Raw genomic sequence first — 17,620 nt, forward strand, 5'->3', positions numbered from 1 at the left:
TCCCGAGTCCGCGCTCGTAGTGTCGGTACATGACCATTTCGCAAGAGGTACCCGCCGAGGCGGCCGAGGCCACCGACGCCCGCGGGCGTGTGGCCGAGCTTCACGCGATCCGTGAAGAAGTCCGGCGCGGCCCGAGCGAGAAGGCGACGCAGGCTCAGAAGGCCAAGGGGAAGCTGACCGCCCGTGAGCGGATCGACCTCCTGCTGGACCCGGATTCCTTCCGCGAGGTGGAACCGCTGCGGCGGCACCGTGCCACCGGCTTCGGCCTGGAGGCCAAGCGTCCCTACACCGACGGTGTGATCACCGGGTGGGGGACCGTGCACGGGCGGACGGTGTTCGTGTACGCGCACGACTTCCGGATCTTCGGCGGTGCGCTCGGCGAGGCGCACGCCCAGAAGATCCACAAGATCATGGACATGGCCATCGCGGCCGGGGCTCCGCTGGTCTCCCTCAACGACGGCGCCGGCGCGCGCATCCAGGAGGGCGTCTCGGCGCTGGCCGGCTACGGCGGCATCTTCCAGCGCAACACCCGCGCCTCGGGCGTCATCCCGCAGATCAGCGTGATGCTCGGCCCCTGCGCGGGCGGCGCGGCGTACTCCCCGGCGCTGACCGACTTCGTGTTCATGGTCCGCGAGACCTCGCAGATGTTCATCACCGGCCCGGACGTGGTCCAGGCGGTCACCGGTGAGGAGATCACCCAGAACGGGCTCGGCGGCGCGGACGTGCACGCGGAGATCTCCGGCGTGGCGCACTTCGCCTACGACGACGAGCAGACCTGCCTGGAGGAAGTGCGGTACCTGCTCTCGCTGATGCCGCAGAACAACCGGGAGAACCCGCCCGCCGTGGCCGGCAACGACCCGGCCGAGCGGCGCGGCGACGTCCTGCTGGACCTGGTGCCCGCGGACCCCAACCGCTCGTACGACATGCACAAGGTGATCGAGGAGATCGTCGACGACGGCGAGTACCTGGAGATCCACGAGCGCTGGGCCACCAACATCATCGTGGCGCTGGCCCGGCTCGACGGCCACGTGGTGGGCATCATCGCCAACCAGCCGGCCTCGCTGGCCGGCGTGCTGGACATCGAGGCCAGCGAGAAGGCCGCCCGCTTCGTCCAGATGTGCGACGCCTTCAACATCCCGCTGGTCACCCTGCTGGACGTGCCCGGCTTCCTGCCCGGTGTCTCGCAGGAGCACGGCGGCATCATCCGGCACGGCGCCAAGCTGCTGTACGCGTACTGCAACGCCACCGTCCCGCGGATCTCGCTGATCCTGCGCAAGGCGTACGGCGGCGCGTACATCGTCATGGACTCCCAGTCGATCGGCGCGGACCTGACGTTCGCCTGGCCGACCAACGAGATCGCCGTGATGGGCGCCGAGGGCGCGGCCAACGTCATCTTCCGCCGTCAGATCGCCGCCGCCGACGACCCCGACGCCACCCGCGCCCGCGTCGTCAAGGAGTACAAGGCCGAGCTGATGCACCCGTACTACGCGGCCGAGCGGGGCCTGATCCACGACGTGATCGACCCCGCCGAGACCCGGGAGGTCCTCATCTCCTCCCTGGCCATGCTCCGCACCAAGCACGCCGACCTGCCCTCGCGCAAGCACGGCAACCCGCCCCAGTAGCCCCACCCCACCACAGCCACGGAGATCCCTGTGAGCACTCCCGCCGATTCCCTCGTGCGCGTCGAGAAGGGCCACGCCGCCCCGGAGGAACTCGCCGCGCTGACCGCGATCCTGCTCGCCCGGGCCGGTGCCGGCGACGCCGGCCACAGCGCCGGGCTGCCCGCCCGCTCGGTGGCCGGCTGGCGCCGTCTGGAGCGCGCCCGGGGCTTCCAGGCCCCGCACTCCTGGCAGGGCTGAACCCGGCGGGACCGAACCGCTGAACCGGGGCCGCAAGGCCGCGCGTACGCCGAGGGCCCCGCACCTGACTCCCGGTCAGGTGCGGGGCCCTCGTGCCGTTCCCGGCGCGGGCCCGGCTGCCTACCGCATACGGGCCATCAGCGCGTGCTCGACCAGGGTGATCAGGGCGCTCTTGGCCTCCGCCCGGTGGCGGGCGTCGGTGGTGATGATGGGTGCCTCGGGGCCGATCTGCAGCGCCTCGCGCACTTCCTCCGGACCGTAGGACTGGTGGCCGTCGAAGCCGTTGAGGGCGATCACGAACGGCAGGCCGCTGTTCTCGAAGTAGTCCACCGCGGGGAAGCAGTCCGCCAGGCGCCGGGTGTCGACCAGGACGATCGCGCCGATGGCGCCGCGGACCAGGTCGTCCCACATGAACCAGAACCGGTCCTGGCCCGGGGTGCCGAACAGGTAGAGGATCAGGTCCTCGTCGAGGGTGATGCGGCCGAAGTCCATGGCCACCGTGGTGGTGGTCTTGTCCGGCGCGTGCGTGAGGTCGTCGATGCCGGCCGACGCGGAGGTCATCACGGCTTCGGTGCGCAGCGGGTTGATCTCCGAGACGGCACCGACGAACGTGGTTTTGCCCACGCCGAATCCGCCCGCCACCACGATCTTCGCGGAGGTGGTGGCGCGGGCCGGGCCGCTAGAGCTTCCGAAGTCCACTGAGCACCCTTTCAAGCAGTGTCACATCAGGCTGTCCGCCCGCCGACTCGTCGCCACCGGGCTGGTGGATCGCGACCAGGCCCGCCTCGGCCAGGTCCGCGACCAGGATCCGGACCACGCCGAGCGGGATGGTCAGCAGCGCGGAGATCTCCGCCACCGACTTGATCTCCCGGCACAGCAGGCAGATCCGCTGGTGCTCGGGGAGCTGCCCGCGCAGCCGCTCGGGGTCGGCGGTGGTGCTGACCAGCGCCTCGATGGCGAGCTGGTAACGCGGCCGGGTCCGGCCGCCGGTCATCGTGTACGGCCGTACCAGGCCGGAGGGGGACTGCGAACGACGGCGGCCCGTACCGCCGTTGCCGCCGCCGTTCCCGGGGACGTTCCCGGAACCGCCCGCGCCGGGGCCGCCGGGCAGGCCGCCACCGCGCGCCGTCTGCGGCGGGGGCGCCTGCGGCGGCGCGTACGGCTGGATCCGCGGCTGCCGGTAGGGCTGCTCGGGCTCCGGAGTGGGCGCCGAGGGGAATCTGTACGGGTGGGAAGGCGGCTGATGCTGACTGCCGTACGGGTCTGCGCCGGGGGACGTGCTCACGAGTCCTCCTCCTGATACGGCCGTGCTCCCTCGTCCGAGCGCCTGGCGGGTGCCCGGACGAGCCGGCACGCAGTTGCGTTAATTGAGCAGGCTGCCCTGCAGTTCGGCCCGCAGATCGGGGGTGAGTACGGTTCCTGCTCGGTCGACGAGCAGGGCCATTTCGTAGCCGACGAGGCCGATGTCGCACTCGGGGTGGGCGAGTACGGCGAGGGAGGAGCCGTCGGAGACGGACATGATGAACAGGAATCCGCGTTCCATTTCGACGACGGTCTGGTTGACGTTGCCGCCTTCGAAGATGCGGGATGCTCCGGCGGTGAGGGAGGTGAGGCCGGAGGCGACGGCGGCGAGTTGGTCGGCGCGGTCGCGGGGGAATCCGTCGGACATTGCGAGCAGCAGGCCGTCGGCGGAGACCACAACGGTGTGGGACACCCCGGGGGTGTTGTCCACGAAGTTGGTGATCAACCAGTTCAGGTTCTGTGCCGCCTGGCTCATCGGACTCAACTAGCGCTCCTGGTTCTGGGGGCCGCCGAATCCGCTCTCGGTGGCCGGTCCGTTCGTGTCAGTTCCAGCAGTGCGCCCCTGCTGGACGCCACGCCGCAGATTACTCAACCGTCCGCGGACGTCCTCGGGTGCACGGGAGACCTGTGGGCCGCCCTGCGGGGTCTGCGCAGCGGTTCCCGCGACCAGGTTGGCCTGGGGCACCCGCCGGGGCAGGCCGGAGGGGGTGACCCCGCCTGCCTTGGGCTCACGGACCTGACCGGCCCGCTGCCAGTGCTCGTCGTTGGTGGACCGCCAGCCGGGGTCGTCCGGCTGGACATCGTTCTGCGGCTGGGCTGACTCCTGTGCGGGCTCCTGCGCGGGCTGTTCGGAACTGCGCGGCCGACGTTCGCGGCGGGGCAGACCTGCGTCCGTCAGCGATTGCGAGACTACGCTCTCCCGCGGCGCTTGCGGGAGCGGCGGTGCGGATTCCGTTACCTCGGCTTCAGCCGCCGGCCAGTCGTCCTGTGCCGGCGCGTAACCGGAGAACTCCGCCTGGTAGCCGGGCTCCTGGGCGTACGCCGGCGTGTGATCCGGCGCGGAAAAACCGTTCTGCGCGAAGTCCGCGCCCTGGTCCGCGGCGGCCGGCTGCCCGTAACCGGCGCCCTGGCCGAAGGCCGGACCCTGCTCGAAGCCGGTGCCGGTCCCCGCCGCCTCGAAGGCGGCCGGTTCGTAACCCGCCGGGGCGCCCTGCTCGTACCCGGGCTGCTGCCCGTAGCCGCCCTGTTGGTCGAATCCGGGCCGGCCGGGCTGCTCTTCGTACCCGGGCGCCGGCGCGAAGCCCTCCGGCAGCGGCCCGCCGTCCGGCCCGAAGCCCTGCTGGTAGGCCTGCTGTTCGTAACCCTGCTGCTGGTAGGCCGGGTCGTAGCCGCCCTCGTAGCCCTCGGCCGCCGGGTAGCCCTCGCCGTACGGCTGCTGCTCCTGGCCCGGCCCGGGCAGTTCCCGCCCGGTCGGTACGGCGGTGGCGGCGGCCTCCAGCTGGGCCCGGCGCTCCTCGCGCTTCAAGGAGCGGCCCACCGAGTTCAGCGACTCGTACCGCGAGTCGTCGAAGCCCAGTTCGGCGGCGGTGCGGGCACCGGCCGCCTCGGCCGGGTCGTGCTCGGGCACGATCCGGGAGACGGCGAAGTCGCCTTCTTCCGGGGCGTCGAGCAGGCCGTCGTCGCCACCGCCGTGGGTGATCGGCTCGGGCAGCATCACCAGCGAGGTGGTGCCGGCCTGTTCACCCGACGGCCGCAGCTGCACCCGGATGCCGTGCCGGTCGGCCAGCCGGCCGACCACGAACAGGCCCATCCGCTTGGCCACCTCGACGTCCACCGTCGGCGGGTTGGCCAGCTTGTGGTTGATGTCCGCGAAGTCCTGGGAGGTCAGCCCGATGCCGCGGTCGTGGATCTCGACCATCACCCGGCCGTCCGGCAGCCGGGTCGCGGTCACCCGCACCCTGGTCTGCGGCGAGGAGAACGAGGTGGCGTTCTCCAGCAGCTCGGCCAGCAGGTGCACCAGGTCGGTGACGGCGCTGCCGTGGATGTCGGTCTCCGGGATGCCGACCAGTTCGATCCGGTCGTACGCCTCCACCTCCGAGGCCGCCGCACGCATCACGTCCACCAGCGGCACCGGCTGGTTCCACTGCCGGGCCGGCTCCTCGCCCGCGAGGACCAGCAGGTTCTCGCCGTTGCGCCGCATGCGGGTGGCGAGGTGGTCCATCCTGAACAGGTTGGCGAGCTGCTCGGGGTCGGCCTCGTTGTTCTCCAGGTCGGTGATCAGGTCGAGCTGACGCTCGATGAGGCCTTGGTTGCGCAGGCTGAGGTTGGTGAAGATGGCGTTGACGTTGCCGCGCAGCAGCGCCTGCTCGGCGGCCAGCCGCACCGCCTCCCGGTGCACCTGGTCGAAGGCCCGGGCCACCTCGCCGATCTCGTCCCGGCTGGTGATCGGGATCGGGGCGACCTGGGTGTCCACCCGGCCGGGGTCGGTCCGGGAGAGCTGGTCGACGATCGCCGGCAGCCGGGTCTCCGCCACGTCGAAGGCCGCGCCGCGCAGCCGCCGCATGTTGCGGCTCATCGTCCGGGCCATCCTGGCGGCCACGATGAAGGCGAGGATCAGGGCGAGCACCACGGCCACCGCGTTGATCAGCGCGTCCCGCTTGGCGTTGGAGGCGATGTGCGCGGCGTCGTGCGCGGCCTGGCCGGCGAGTGCCCCCTCGACCGTGCGGTAGGCGTCGAAGGACAGGGTCGCCGCGCCGAAGAACGAGTCGGCGGTGATGCCCTCGGCCTTGAGTTGGGCGGCGGTTCGCCCGGGGGTGGCGATCTCGGTGACCATCCTGGTCAGGTCCGGCGGCGCGACGAACGCGGTGCCCGCCGCTTCCGCCTTGCGCTGCGCGTCGGCGACCAGGGCCTGGCCCTTCTTCTGCGCGTCGGCCTGGGCCGCCTGCAGCCGGGACTGGTCCGCCGCCGTGCCGCCGCCCTGGTACTCCTCCAGGGCGATGCCCTCCAGGTACGCGTACGAGCCCAGCGAGGTCTTCTGCAGCGCGAGTTCCTTGGCCGGCACCGGCTGCTCGACCAGGATGTGGGTGCCGATCGACCGGGTCAGCGACTCGGCCGCCTTGGCCAGCGAGACCGCGTACAGCGTCCTGCCGTACGCGGTGATGTTGCTGGTGCCGTAACCGAGTTCGTTGGCCAGCTCCATCAGCGGGTGCTGGATCTTGACGTACCACTCCTCGGTCTGCACGCCCGGCAGCTGGCGGGTGTACGCGGCCCTGCGCAGCGAGGCGAGCTGCGGTTCCACCGTGCGGAAGCCCGCGATCCGGCGCTTGAGTCCCGCCGCGTCGGGCATCCGGGCCGCGGCCTGGTCGAAGCTGCGGGCGGCCGCGTCGGTGGCGGCGCGGGCGGCGGTGACCGTCGGGTCGTCGCGCCGGCCGGCCAGCAGCGGAACAGCCGTGACGTCCCGTTCGTTGATCAGTGCGGTGCTGTACGTGGCCGCCGCCCGGACCAGGTCCGCGGTGCGTACCGCGTCATCGGCCTGGTGCCAGGTGTCGACCGAACTCTTCACCCGCAGGCCGCCGAAGACCAGGGCGACCAGGACCGGAATGAGGAGGATGACGTTCAGGCGGGTGGCCATCCGCCAGTTGCGCACGGACAGCCGGCCGCCGGGGTCGGGGGCGGCGGGGGAGTCCGTGGCGGGGTCCGGCCCGGGCCCGTCCGGGCCCGCGGGCCCGGGGCGCTGGGGCGGCGTGAAGTTCCCCCGCGGGCCCGGAGCGGCGCCCGCTTCTGCTCGCCTCGTGTTCCTCACTGGACCAACAACCTCTCGGCGACGGCCGACGAAGGCCGTCCTACTCTCGGGTTCTGCGAATTCCAGCACGTCGTGGGGGTGCTCGCCAAACGTCCGGGAGAGGGGAACAGGTGTCCGATCCGGTCAGGTGAAACGGGCATAAGCCTAAAACGTTGGCAAACCCCGGTACGGACGTACGCGCTGCGGTATCGGCTGAGCGCGAGCCGTGTTCACAGGGCCGGGAAACTCCCCCGAAATGTTATGAAGACGGGGGCCCGCCGTGTCCTTCGACACAGCGGGCCCCCGTATTCGCCCGCGGGCCGCACTCCGGCAAGTCGCCGGAGGCAAGCCGCAGTTGGCACATGCTGTTGTGCTGTGCCGGTCGGCGTCCTACTTCAGCCGGGCCAGCAGGGCGTGCTCGACCAGAGTGATCAGCGCGCTCTTCGCCTCACCCCGGTGCCGGGCGTCGGTGGTGATGATGGGTGCCTCGGGGCCGATCTGCAGCGCCTCGCGCACCTCCTCGGGGCGGTACGGCTGGTGGCCGTCGAAGCCGTTGAGGGCGATCACGAACGGCAGGCCGCTGTTCTCGAAGTAGTCCACCGCCGGGAAGCAGTCCGCCAGCCGGCGCGTGTCCACCAGCACCACCGCGCCGATCGCGCCACGTACCAGGTCGTCCCACATGAACCAGAACCGGTCCTGGCCGGGCGTGCCGAACAGGTACAGGATCAGGTCGTCGTCCAGCGTGATGCGGCCGAAGTCCATGGCCACCGTGGTGGTGGTCTTGTCCTGCACGTGGCTCAGGTCGTCGATGCCGGCCGACGCCGAGGTCATCACGGCCTCGGTGCGCAGCGGATTGATCTCCGACACCGCACCGACGAACGTGGTCTTGCCCACGCCGAAGCCCCCGGCCACCACGATCTTCGCGGAGGTCGTGGACCGTGCCGGCGGCGCGCCGTACGCGGCCTGCGGCTGCGGCCTAGAGCTTCCGAAGTCCACTGAGCACCCTCTCAAGCAATGTCACATCAGGCTGTCCGCCCGCGTCGCCGGTACCCGGCTGGTGAATGGCTACCATGCCCGCCTCGGCGAGGTCGGCCACCAGGATGCGGGCCACCCCGAGCGGGATGGCGAGCAGCGCGGAGATCTCCGCGACCGACTTGATCTCCCGTGTCAGATGGCATATCCGCTGGTGTTCGGGGAGCAGCCCCGCGTACTGCACCGGATCCGCGGTGGTGCTGACCAGCGCCTCGAGGGCGAGCTGGTAGCGCGGCCGGGTGCGGCCACCGGTCATGGCGTACGGCCGCACCAGCGGCTGGTCGCCTTCCACCCCGTACGGCGCGTGGTGGGGCGCGCCGTACGGGCCCGGCGAGGCGGGTGGCGGGGTCATGAGGGTCCTCCGTGTCCGGGCATTGCTGTCGCTGGTGCGTGCTGTGCTGATGCGGAATGACGGGAACGTGCGGATGGGAACGGTGCCGTACCGGATGGCACGGCGGTGAGGTCCGGTCGGGACCTCAATGCATGAGGCTGCCCTGGAGCTCCGCTCGGAGGTCCGGAGTCAGTACGGTTCCTGCTCGGTCGACGAGCAGGGCCATTTCGTAGCCGACGAGGCCGATGTCGCACTCGGGGTGGGCGAGTACGGCGAGGGAGGAGCCGTCGGAGACGGACATGATGAACAGGAATCCGCGTTCCATTTCGACGACGGTCTGGTTGACGTTGCCGCCTTCGAAGATGCGGGATGCTCCGGCGGTGAGGGAGGTGAGGCCGGAGGCGACGGCGGCGAGTTGGTCGGCGCGGTCGCGGGGGAATCCGTCGGACATTGCGAGCAGCAGGCCGTCGGCGGAGACCACAACGGTGTGGGACACCCCGGGGGTGTTGTCCACGAAGTTGGTGATCAACCAGTTCAGGTTCTGTGCCGCCTGGCTCATCGCACTCAACTAGCGCTCCTGGTGATTCGTACCGAAACCATGGCCGTCGGTGTTTCCGCCGCCGACCTGGCGGCCCTGCTGGATACCCCGTCGAAGACTGGTCAGACGTCCGCGGACGTCGTCCGGTGCCCGGGAGACCTGCGGTCCGCCCTGCGGCGCCTGTTGCTGGGTCGCGCCGCCCGCCACGAGGTTCGCCCGCGGCACCCGGCGCGGCAGGCCGGACGGCGTGACCCCGCCGGAGCTGGGCTCGCGCACCGCCTCGGCCCGCTGGCGCAGCGCGTCGTTGGGCGAGGTCCGCCAGTTGGGCGTCTCGCGCGGCAACGGCTGCGCCATCGGCGTGGCCTGGGCCGACGGGGACGGAGCCGGCGCCGGCTGGGTCGGCGCGGGCTGGGTCTGCGGCGCGCCGCCCTGACGCTGCGGGCCGCCCTGGCCCGGGCGGTCGGTACGCGGCCGCTGCGGGGGCGCGGTGCGCCCCACCGGCCGCGACGGCGGCGCCTGCTGGCCGCGCCCGCCCTCCACGTGGATGGCCTGCATCCGCTCGGCCTGCCCGGTGCGGAACCAGTCCGACTCCATCGAGGAGAAGATCGGCGTCGGCTCGTCACCGCGGGTCGGGGCCGGCGGCAGCGCCATCGGCTCGGCGGCCGGCGGCAGTTGCGGCTCGGGCCGCTGCGGCTGGCGCTGCACCGGCTGCGGCGGGACCGGGTACTGGCCGGTGTCGCCGGGCGCGGGCTGCTGCGGCGCCGGGTACGGGCTGCCGGGCTGGCGGCTGTCGAAGCCGCCCGGCGCGGGCAGCCGGTCACCGGTGTCGTACGGCTCCTGGCCGGGGGTCCAGCCGGGGGAGCCCTGCGGGCCGCGGGACGTGCGCTGCGGCAGTCCGCCGGGCCCGGCCGGGGCCGGACCGCGTCCGGGCTGCGGCGGGACCGGGAAGTCGCCGCTGCCGCCGAAGCCGGGCTCACCCGGCCGTACGGGCGGGAACTGGCCCGTGTCGCCCGCGCGGGCCGGCGGGAACTGGCCGGTGTCACCGGCCCGGATCTGCGGGAACTGCCCCGTGTCGCCCGGGTGGGCCGGCGGGAACTGACCGGTGTCACCGGCCCGGATCTGCGGGAACTGCGCGGTCTCGGCCGGGTCGTCCTGCATCGGGAACTGGCCGGTGTCGCCCGGCCGGCCCTGACCGGGACCCTGTCCCTGGCCGGGAGCCTGTCCCTGGCCCTGGTCCGGCATCGCGAACTGGCCGGTGCCGTACGGGTCCTGCTGCGGGCCGCGGTTCTGGCCGAAGCCCTGGCCGCCCGGCCCGCCGGGACCCTGCCCGGTGGGCGCGAAGCCGTCGTCGCGGATCGGCGGGAACTGCGCGGTGTCGCCCGGGCCGCCCTGCATCGGGAACTGGCCGGTGTCGCCGGGCCCGCCCTGGCCGCCACCGCCCTGCCGCGGGGTCGGGCCGGGGCGCCCGCCGAAGACGTCGGAGCGGAAGCCGCTCGGGCCGGTGCTCTGCGGCTGCGGCGGCGGGAAGCCGCCACCGGCCGGCCGCGCGGCGGGCGGCATGCCCTGGCCGGGCGCACCCTGACCGGGTTGACCGGGCTGTCCGGGCTGTCCGGGCTGGCCGGGCTGGCCGAACCGGTCCGGCTGGCCGGGCTGTCCGGGGCGGCCCTGCTGCTGCGGCCGGCCCTGGCCCTGCTGCTGACCCGGGCCCTGCTGCTGGCCCCCGGCCGGCGGGCCCTGGTGGCGGCCGCCGCCCTGCTGGCCCTGGCCGGGACGGGCGCCGTACGGGTCGCCCGGACCCGGCTGCGCGAAGTCCACCCGCGGCATCGAACCAGTGGAGTCGAAGGCGTCGAAGGACGGCATCGACTCGACGTCCTCGTGCCCGCGCGGGGTGTCCATCAGCCCGCGGTCGTCCGGGAAGTCCTGCGCGCCGTCCGCCGCCCAGCGGGGCGTACCGGGCGGCTGCGGGGCGCCGGGGCGGCCCGCGCCCGTGCCGATGGCCTGCCGCGGCGAACCGCCGCCGACCTGGCCGCGCTGCGGGCCCGCGGCCGCCTGCCGCGGGGAGTTGCCGAAGGCGCCGGCGATGCCGGTGCCGGTCTGCGCCGGGGGAGCCCCGGCCGGACGCCCGCCGGCGGGCTGCTTGGCGGCGGCGCCGCCCTGCGTGACGTCCACCGGCAGCATGACCAGTGCGGTGGTGCCGCCGGAGTCCGACGGGCGGAGCTGGATGCGGATGCCGTGCCGCAGGGACAGCCGGCCGACCACGAACAGGCCCATGCGGCGGGAGACCGAGACGTCCACCGTCGGCGGGTTGGCCAGGCGTTCGTTGATGTCGGCCAGGTCCTCCGGGGACAGGCCGATGCCGGTGTCGTGGATCTCGATGAGCACCCGGCCGTCGGGCAGCGAGTGACCGGTGACCCGGACCTTGGTCTGCGGCGAGGAGAACGAGGTGGCGTTCTCCAGCAGCTCGGCGAGCAGGTGCACGAGGTCGTTGACGATGCGGCCGGTGACCTCGGAGGAGGGCACCGACGTCAGTTCGATCCGCTCGTACTGCTCCACCTCGGAGGCCGCGGCGCGCAGCACGTCGACCAGCGGCACCGGGCGGGTCCACCGGCGGCCCGGCTCCTCACCGGCGAGAACCAGCAGGTTCTCACCGTTGCGGCGCATGCGGGTGGCGAGGTGGTCGAGCTTGAACAGCGAGGAGAGCTGGTCCGGGTCGGCCTCGCGCGACTCCAGTTCGGAGATGAGCGAGAGCTGGCGCTGGATGAGGCCCTGGCTGCGGCGCGAGAGGTTGGTGAACATCGCGTTGACGTTGCCCCGCAGCAGGGCCTGCTCGGCGGCCAGCCGGACCGCCTCGCTGTGGACCTCGTCGAACGCGCGGGCCACCTTGCCGATCTCGTCCCGGCTGTTGATGCCGATGGACTCGACCGAGGTGTCCACGTCCTGCGGGTCGGCCTCGGAGAGCTGCTTGACCAGCTCGGGCAGCCGCTTCTGGGCGACGTCCTGGGCGGTCTGCTGGAGCCGGCGCAGCGAGCGCACCATCGAGCGGGCGACGACGAAGGCGCCGACCACGGCGACGCCGAGGACGAGCAGGATGATCGCGCCGGAGATCAGCGCGGACCGCTTGGCCTCGTTCTGCAGCTTGAGCGCCTTCTGCTGCATCTCGTTCAGCAGCGAGCGCTCGATCTGGTTCATCGCCTGGATCTTGGTCTTGGCGCCGTCGTCCCAGTCCAGGTAGGACATGCTCATCTTGTTGATCGCGCTCTGCGAGCCGGCGATCCGCTGCCGCACGGTGTCGTGCGTGGAGATGATGTCGTTGCCGCCCTGGATGGGCTTGAGCAGTTCGGCGCTGGGCGCACCGTAGATCTGCTCGAACTTCTGGAGCTGCGTGTCCTCGCCGGACGAACCCCAGCGCACCGTCTGGTAGTCGTTCGCGTTCAGCCCGTGGTGCTGGGCGAAGGCGGCGCTGATCAGCGCGCGCTGGATCGCCTCGTACTCCTTGGCCGAGGAGAAGGCCGCGAGCGCGCGGGTGGACTGGATCATCTCCGGGTTGTTGGTCGCCTGCGCCATGTCCTGCGACAGGGACAGCAGCGACTGCACCAGGCTGTCGTACTCCGAGACCGTCTGCGCGATGTCGGCGTCGCTGGTGTACGCCCGGTCGCGGATGTCCTGGAGGTTGGCGAGCTGGGTGCCGATGGCCAGCAGGGTCGCGCGGACGCCCTTGTAGACCGGGTCGCGGTCGGAGATGGTGTCGCTGGCGGTCTGGTACAGGTGGATCTCGCGGTCGGTGGCCTGACGGGAGGCCGCGACCGCGTCGTTGTTCTTCTGACCGGAGGCGAGCGGGCCCGCCGAGGAGGCGCTCTCCTCCTGGAGCGCGGCCGCCAGGTCGGTGGCGTGCTCGGTGATGTCGGTCAGGGTCTTCATGTGCTCGAGCTGGTTCACGTTGTCCAGCGAGCTGTTGATGCGCAGCGCGCCGAGCGTGCCGGCGGCGACCACCGGCAGGGCGAGCAGCGAGACCAGTCTGGTGCTGATGCGCCAGTTCCGCAGGGCTATTCGTGACCCCGGTTTGCCGTCGAGCCCCGTGATGCGGCCTGCCTCGATGCCGCTGGGCATGCTCGACCGTCCGGTGGCCGCAGTGCTCCCCGGCGCGGCGGATCCGGAGTCGCCCGCCGGTTGGCCGGCCGCGTTGCCGGTCCCGCCGGGCTGCTGCTCCGGGTCACCCGCGGCGCCGCTGTCCCTCTTGAAACGTCCCTGCACTAGCGTCGCAACCTCTGGACCAGGCGTCCCCCGCAATCAAGCGGACAGGACGGTGTCGAGTCATGGGGGCTCGTGCCGCCCCGGGTCACGGGGAGGCCGTCGTGCCCTTCACCGCTGCTCGGTGCCCGTGCGCGCCCCCTGCGCGCCGGATCGATGTGATGCCGCGGTCCGGGGAATTCCAGCACAGTGCCGGATCTGACAACAAGGCCCGCAGCTGACCTGGTGGGAAGCGTCACTCGGTGCATTGAGCCAAGTACGGAGTGTGGAGCCGCAAATCATGGAAAACGGGTCAGAAGGTATGTGAGGATCTTGTGTGCACAGGGTTTCCGGGGTGTCCGGCTCCGGATGATGACAGGCGTTATAGCACCTGGTGGGCGCTGTGCCCGGCTTGTTCGGCACTGGAAAACGTCCGGAATCTGCCGCTCTGCGCCGCACTTCGTGAGCAAAATCACAGCCCCCCGGAGGTCTGGGCCGCGTAGGCGTGGGAATGGGCGCCACTAGCCTCTGGCTTTACAAAAACGGCAAAGTGTCAACTGCTGCCGACCGCTCCGGCGCCCGGCGGGCGCCCTGAACCCCGAGGTCCCCACGGCCCATGAAGAGCACGCTGACGAACCGGACGACCGCCAACCCGCGGCGTACCACCCTGGCGCACCTGAAGGACGCCAGTGAGCTGACCGCCGCCGCGCGCACCGGCGCCGACGAGCTGGCCGCGGCGAACCGGGCCGCCGAGCAGGCCCGCCCGCTGCCCACCCGCACCGCGAACCCGCGCCGTACCGTACTCACCGAGCTGCCCACGGCGCCGGTCGCCTCCTGACCTGCGCTTTCCCCGCCGCAGGGGCGATGCGCTCCCGGCAGGCCCGGCACCGCCCGGCCGCTAGGCTGAACGCATGCGCATCGCCAGGTTCTCCATCGACGGCAATGTCGCCTTCGGCGCGGTCGAGGGCGAGCCGTCCGGCCCCAACGGCACGGACGGCCTCGTCCTGGACATCATCAAGGGCGTCCCTTTCGCCGAGTTCGAGTTGTCCGGGACGAAGGTCCCGCTGGACAAGGTGCGGCTGCTGCCGCCCGTGCTGCCCAGCAAGGTCGTGGCCATCGGCCGCAACTACGCCGAGCACGCGGCCGAACTCGGCAACGAGCCGCCCGCCTCGCCCTGGGCGTTCTTCAAACCGTCCACCTCGGTCGTCGGCCCGGGTGACCCGATCGTGTACCCCTCGTTCTCGTCCGAGGTGCACCACGAGGCGGAACTGGCGGTCGTGATCAGCCGGTTGTGCCACCAGGTGCCCCGGGAACGGGTCAAGGACGTCATCCTCGGCTACACCTGCGCCAACGACATCACCGCCCGTGACGTCCAGCGCGCCGAGAAGCAATGGGCGCGGGCCAAGGGCTTCGACTCCTCCTGCCCGCTCGGCCCCTGGATCGAGACCGATCTCGACCTGGCCGCCGCCTCCGACCTCGCCATCACCGCGACCGTGAACGGCGAACTGCGGCAGGCCGGCCGCACCGGCCAGATGATTCACCCGATCGAGGACCTGATCGTCTCCGTCACCGAGGCGATGACGCTGCTCCCCGGTGACGTCCTGCTCACCGGCACCCCGGCGGGCGTCGGCCCGCTGCTCCCCGGCGACGAGGTCGCCGTCACCATCGAAGGCATCGGCACTCTCACCAACAAGGTGATCTCGCGTGGCTAGCGCACCCACCCCCGCGGACATCCGGGTCCGCTTCTGTCCCTCGCCGACCGGCAACCCGCACGTCGGGCTGGTCCGCACCGCCCTGTTCAACTGGGCCTTCGCCCGGCACCACCAGGGCACCCTGGTCTTCCGTATCGAGGACACCGACGCGGCCCGCGACTCCGAGGAGTCCTACGGGCAGTTGCTGGACTCGCTGCGCTGGCTCGGCCTGGACTGGGACGAGGGCCCCGAGGTGGGCGGCCCGTACGCGCCCTACCGGCAGTCCCTGCGGATGGACATCTACGCGGACGTCGCCCGCCGGCTCAAGGAGGCCGGGCACGCCTACGACTGCTACTGCACCAACGAGGAGCTGGAGGAGCGCCGCGCCGAGGCACGCGCGGCGGGCCGCCCCTCGGGGTACGACGGCAAGTGCCGCACCCTGACCGAGGAGCAGGTCGCGGCCTACCGGGCCGAGGGCCGCAGCCCCATCGTGCGCTTCCGGATGCCCGACCGCACCATCACCTTCACCGACCTGGTCCGCGGCGAGCTGACCTTCACCCCGGAGAACGTGCCGGACTACGGCATCGTCCGGGCCAACGGCGCCCCGCTGTACACCCTGGTCAACCCGGTGGACGACGCGCTGATGGGGATCACCCACGTGCTGCGCGGCGAGGACCTGCTCTCCTCCACCCCGCGGCAGATCGCGCTGTACGACGCGCTGATCGAGCTGGGCCTGGCCGAGCGGGTGCCCGCCTTCGGGCATCTGCCGTACGTCATGGGCGAGGGCAACAAGAAGCTGTCCAAGCGCGACCCCGAGTCGTCGCTGAACCTCTACCGGGAGCGCGGCTTCCTGCCCGAGGGCCTGCTCAACTACCTGTCGCTGCTCGGCTGGTCCTACTCCGCCGACCAGGACGTGTTCGGCCTGGACGAGATGGTGGCGAAGTTCGACATCGCCGACGTCAACGCCAACCCGGCCCGCTTCGACCTGAAGAAGGCCGAGGCGATCAACGCCGACCACATCCGGCGCATGGAGCCCAAGGCGTTCACCGAGGCGTGCCTGCCCTGGCTGCGCGCCCCGCACGCCCCCTGGGCGCCGGAGGCATTCGACGAGGCGGCCTGGCACGCCATCGCCCCGCAGGCGCAGACCCGGCTGACCGTGCTGTCCGACATCACCGCCAACGTGGACTTCCTGTTCCTGGACGAGCCGGTGCACGACGAGGCGTCCTGGGCCAAGGCGATGAAGGACGGCTCCGCCGACCTGCTGCGCACCGCCCGGGAGAAGCTGGCCGCGGCGGACTGGTCCACCCCGGAGGCGCTCAAGGTGGCGGTACTGGCCGCCGGCGAGCAGCACGGCCTCAAGCTCGGCAAGGCCCAGGCCCCGGTCCGGGTCGCGGTCACCGGCCGTACGGTCGGTCTGCCGCTGTTCGAGTCGCTCCAGGTGCTCGGCCGGGACCGCGCGCTCGCCCGGATCGACGCCGCCCTGGCCCGGCTGGCGGGCTGACCGGGAACGTGCCGAACGGATCGGGGCCGCCCGCGCGGGGCGGCCCCGATTCTCGTTTTGGAGCCCTGTCCCGCATCGGGTAATGTTCTTCCTGCGCCGCCGGAGAGGGCAGAACAGCCCGGACCGGTGAACGCAAACCGAACGAAGCCCCCCGCGGGGGGTTGAGTTTTGGTGGGGTATGGTGTAATTGGCAGCACGACTGATTCTGGTTCAGTTAGTCTAGGTTCGAGTCCTGGTACCCCAGCGCAGTAACTGCGCAGCACCACTTCGTGCAAGCCCCCGTTGTGTAGCGGCCTAGCACGCTGCCCTCTCAAGGCAGTAGCGCCGGTTCGAATCCGGTCGGGGGTACTTGGCCCCCGTTGTGTAGCGGCCTAGCACGCTGCCCTCTCAAGGCAGTAGCGCCGGTTCGAATCCGGTCGGGGGTACGCACTTCAAGCCCATCACGCCAGTGATGGGCTTTTGCGTTACCGGTACGTCCTGCGTCGTCCTGCCTGCGCAGGGGCCGGAGGTCCCGACCCCACGGGAGTGCCCGAACCCCTCCGCCGATCAGCCATTGCGCCGCAGCGCCTCGGTCAGCCGCGCCGCCGCGTCCACCACGGCCTGGGCGTGCATCCGCCCCGGGTGCCGGGTGAGCCGCTCGATCGGGCCGGACACCGACACCGCGGCCACCACGCGGTTGGAGGGGCCGCGCACGGGCGCGGAGACCGACGCGACGCCCGGCTCGCGCTCGCCGATGGACTGCGACCAGCCCCGGCGGCGTACCCCGGACAGCGCGGTCGCGGTGAAACGCGCGCCCTGCAGCCCGCGGTGCAGCCGCTCCGGCTCCTCCCAGGCCATGAGCACCTGCGCGGCCGAGCCGGCCTTCATCGGCAGCGTGGAGCCCACCGGCACGGTGTCCCGCAGTCCGGACAGCCGTTCCGCCGCGGCGACGCAGATCCGCATGTCGCCCTGGCGCCGGTAGAGCTGCGCGCTCTCCCCGGTGAGGTCACGCAAGTGCGTCAGCACCGGGCCGGCCGAGGCCAGCAGCCGGTCCTCGCCCGCGGCGGCGGCCAGCTCGGCCAGCCGCGGGCCCAGGATGAAGCGGCCCTGCATGTCGCGGGCGACCAGACGGTGGTGTTCGAGCGCGACCGCGAGCCGGTGCGCGGTGGGGCGGGCCAGCCCCGTGGCGCCGACCAGCCCGGCCAGCGTCGCCGGACCGGATTCCAGCGCGCTGAGCACGAGTGCCGCCTTGTCGAGAACGCCGACGCCGCTAGTGTTGTCCATGCAACGATACTCGCGTCTCACACTATGAAACGCAAGTTCAATTTTCCCCGGAAAGCGTCAGGCTGGGCCGTACAGCGCAGGACTCACACGAATCA

Annotated in this window: 14 protein-coding genes and 3 tRNA genes; 8 read left to right on the plus strand and 9 right to left on the minus strand. The window is 71.9% G+C overall.

The window, feature by feature from the left end; translation table 11 throughout:
- Positions 1 to 29: 29 nt before the first annotated feature.
- Both ITX44_RS04800 and ITX44_RS04805 read left to right on the plus strand, forming a co-directional pair.
- Complete coding sequence (locus ITX44_RS04800) at positions 30 to 1,622, plus strand: acyl-CoA carboxylase subunit beta (RefSeq protein ID WP_205355709.1); 1,593 nt, start codon at positions 30 to 32, stop codon at positions 1,620 to 1,622.
- A 30-nt stretch (positions 1,623 to 1,652) separates the two neighbouring features.
- Positions 1,653 to 1,859: an acyl-CoA carboxylase epsilon subunit gene (locus ITX44_RS04805; RefSeq protein ID WP_205355710.1), complete on the plus strand. Its 207-nt coding sequence runs from the start codon at positions 1,653 to 1,655 to the stop codon at positions 1,857 to 1,859.
- 120 nt (positions 1,860 to 1,979) lie between these two features.
- Here ITX44_RS04805 and ITX44_RS04810 read toward each other — a convergent pair whose 3' ends face one another.
- The 8 genes from ITX44_RS04810 to ITX44_RS42055 form a co-directional block, all read right to left on the minus strand.
- Positions 1,980 to 2,558: a GTP-binding protein gene (locus ITX44_RS04810; RefSeq protein WP_205355711.1), complete on the minus strand. Its 579-nt coding sequence runs from the start codon at positions 2,556 to 2,558 to the stop codon at positions 1,980 to 1,982.
- Positions 2,539 to 3,144 (minus strand): DUF742 domain-containing protein, encoded by a 606-nt coding sequence (locus ITX44_RS42545; RefSeq protein WP_205355712.1) that lies wholly within the window; start codon positions 3,142 to 3,144, stop codon positions 2,539 to 2,541. The genes ITX44_RS04810 and ITX44_RS42545 overlap by 20 nt, the downstream gene beginning before the upstream one ends.
- A gap of 78 nt (positions 3,145 to 3,222) precedes the next feature.
- Positions 3,223 to 3,636 carry a roadblock/LC7 domain-containing protein gene (locus ITX44_RS04820; RefSeq protein WP_205355888.1) on the minus strand — a complete coding sequence of 138 codons (414 nt, stop codon included), beginning with the start codon at positions 3,634 to 3,636 and terminating at the stop codon, positions 3,223 to 3,225.
- 9 nt (positions 3,637 to 3,645) lie between these two features.
- The gene (locus ITX44_RS04825) at positions 3,646 to 6,963 is read right to left on the minus strand and encodes a sensor histidine kinase (protein WP_205355713.1); all 3,318 of its coding nucleotides are present in this window, start codon (positions 6,961 to 6,963) and stop codon (positions 3,646 to 3,648) included.
- 369 nt (positions 6,964 to 7,332) lie between these two features.
- Positions 7,333 to 7,938, minus strand: a complete 606-nt coding sequence (locus ITX44_RS04830; protein ID WP_205355714.1) for a GTP-binding protein — start codon at positions 7,936 to 7,938, stop codon at positions 7,333 to 7,335.
- Positions 7,919 to 8,326: a DUF742 domain-containing protein gene (locus tag ITX44_RS04835; protein ID WP_205355715.1), complete on the minus strand. Its 408-nt coding sequence runs from the start codon at positions 8,324 to 8,326 to the stop codon at positions 7,919 to 7,921. The genes ITX44_RS04830 and ITX44_RS04835 overlap by 20 nt, the downstream gene beginning before the upstream one ends.
- Positions 8,327 to 8,450: 124 nt before the next feature.
- Complete coding sequence (locus ITX44_RS04840; protein WP_205355889.1) at positions 8,451 to 8,864, minus strand: roadblock/LC7 domain-containing protein; 414 nt, start codon at positions 8,862 to 8,864, stop codon at positions 8,451 to 8,453.
- 9 nt (positions 8,865 to 8,873) lie between these two features.
- Positions 8,874 to 13,094 (minus strand): sensor histidine kinase, encoded by a 4,221-nt coding sequence (locus ITX44_RS42055; RefSeq protein WP_443609197.1) that lies wholly within the window; start codon positions 13,092 to 13,094, stop codon positions 8,874 to 8,876.
- Positions 13,095 to 13,686: 592 nt separating this feature from the next.
- On the opposite strand from ITX44_RS42055, the gene ITX44_RS04850 reads away from it, so the two are divergent.
- The 6 genes from ITX44_RS04850 (at position 13,687) to ITX44_RS04875 (ending at position 16,687) form a co-directional block, all read left to right on the plus strand.
- Complete coding sequence (locus tag ITX44_RS04850; RefSeq protein WP_205355717.1) at positions 13,687 to 13,908, plus strand: hypothetical protein; 222 nt, start codon at positions 13,687 to 13,689, stop codon at positions 13,906 to 13,908.
- Between the two features lie 73 nt (positions 13,909 to 13,981).
- Positions 13,982 to 14,782, plus strand: a complete 801-nt coding sequence (locus ITX44_RS04855; RefSeq protein WP_205355718.1) for a fumarylacetoacetate hydrolase family protein — start codon at positions 13,982 to 13,984, stop codon at positions 14,780 to 14,782.
- Complete coding sequence (gene gltX, locus ITX44_RS04860; RefSeq protein ID WP_205355719.1) at positions 14,775 to 16,262, plus strand: glutamate--tRNA ligase; 1,488 nt, start codon at positions 14,775 to 14,777, stop codon at positions 16,260 to 16,262. Before ITX44_RS04855 ends, gltX begins: the two co-directional genes overlap by 8 nt.
- 172 nt (positions 16,263 to 16,434) lie before the next feature.
- Positions 16,435 to 16,506: transfer RNA gene (locus ITX44_RS04865), tRNA-Gln, on the plus strand.
- A 31-nt stretch (positions 16,507 to 16,537) separates the two neighbouring features.
- Positions 16,538 to 16,610, plus strand: a tRNA-Glu gene (locus tag ITX44_RS04870).
- A gap of 4 nt (positions 16,611 to 16,614) precedes the next feature.
- Positions 16,615 to 16,687 (plus strand) — tRNA-Glu (locus ITX44_RS04875).
- A gap of 121 nt (positions 16,688 to 16,808) precedes the next feature.
- On the opposite strand, the gene ndgR is transcribed toward ITX44_RS04875, so the two are convergent.
- Positions 16,809 to 17,525, minus strand: coding sequence for an IclR family transcriptional regulator NdgR (gene ndgR, locus ITX44_RS04880; protein ID WP_205355720.1), 717 nt, complete (start codon positions 17,523 to 17,525; stop codon positions 16,809 to 16,811).
- Positions 17,526 to 17,620: the final 95 nt, after the last annotated feature.

The organism is Actinacidiphila acididurans, assembly GCF_016918855.1.
In the GTDB taxonomy this organism is placed as follows: domain Bacteria; phylum Actinomycetota; class Actinomycetes; order Streptomycetales; family Streptomycetaceae; genus Actinacidiphila; species Actinacidiphila acididurans.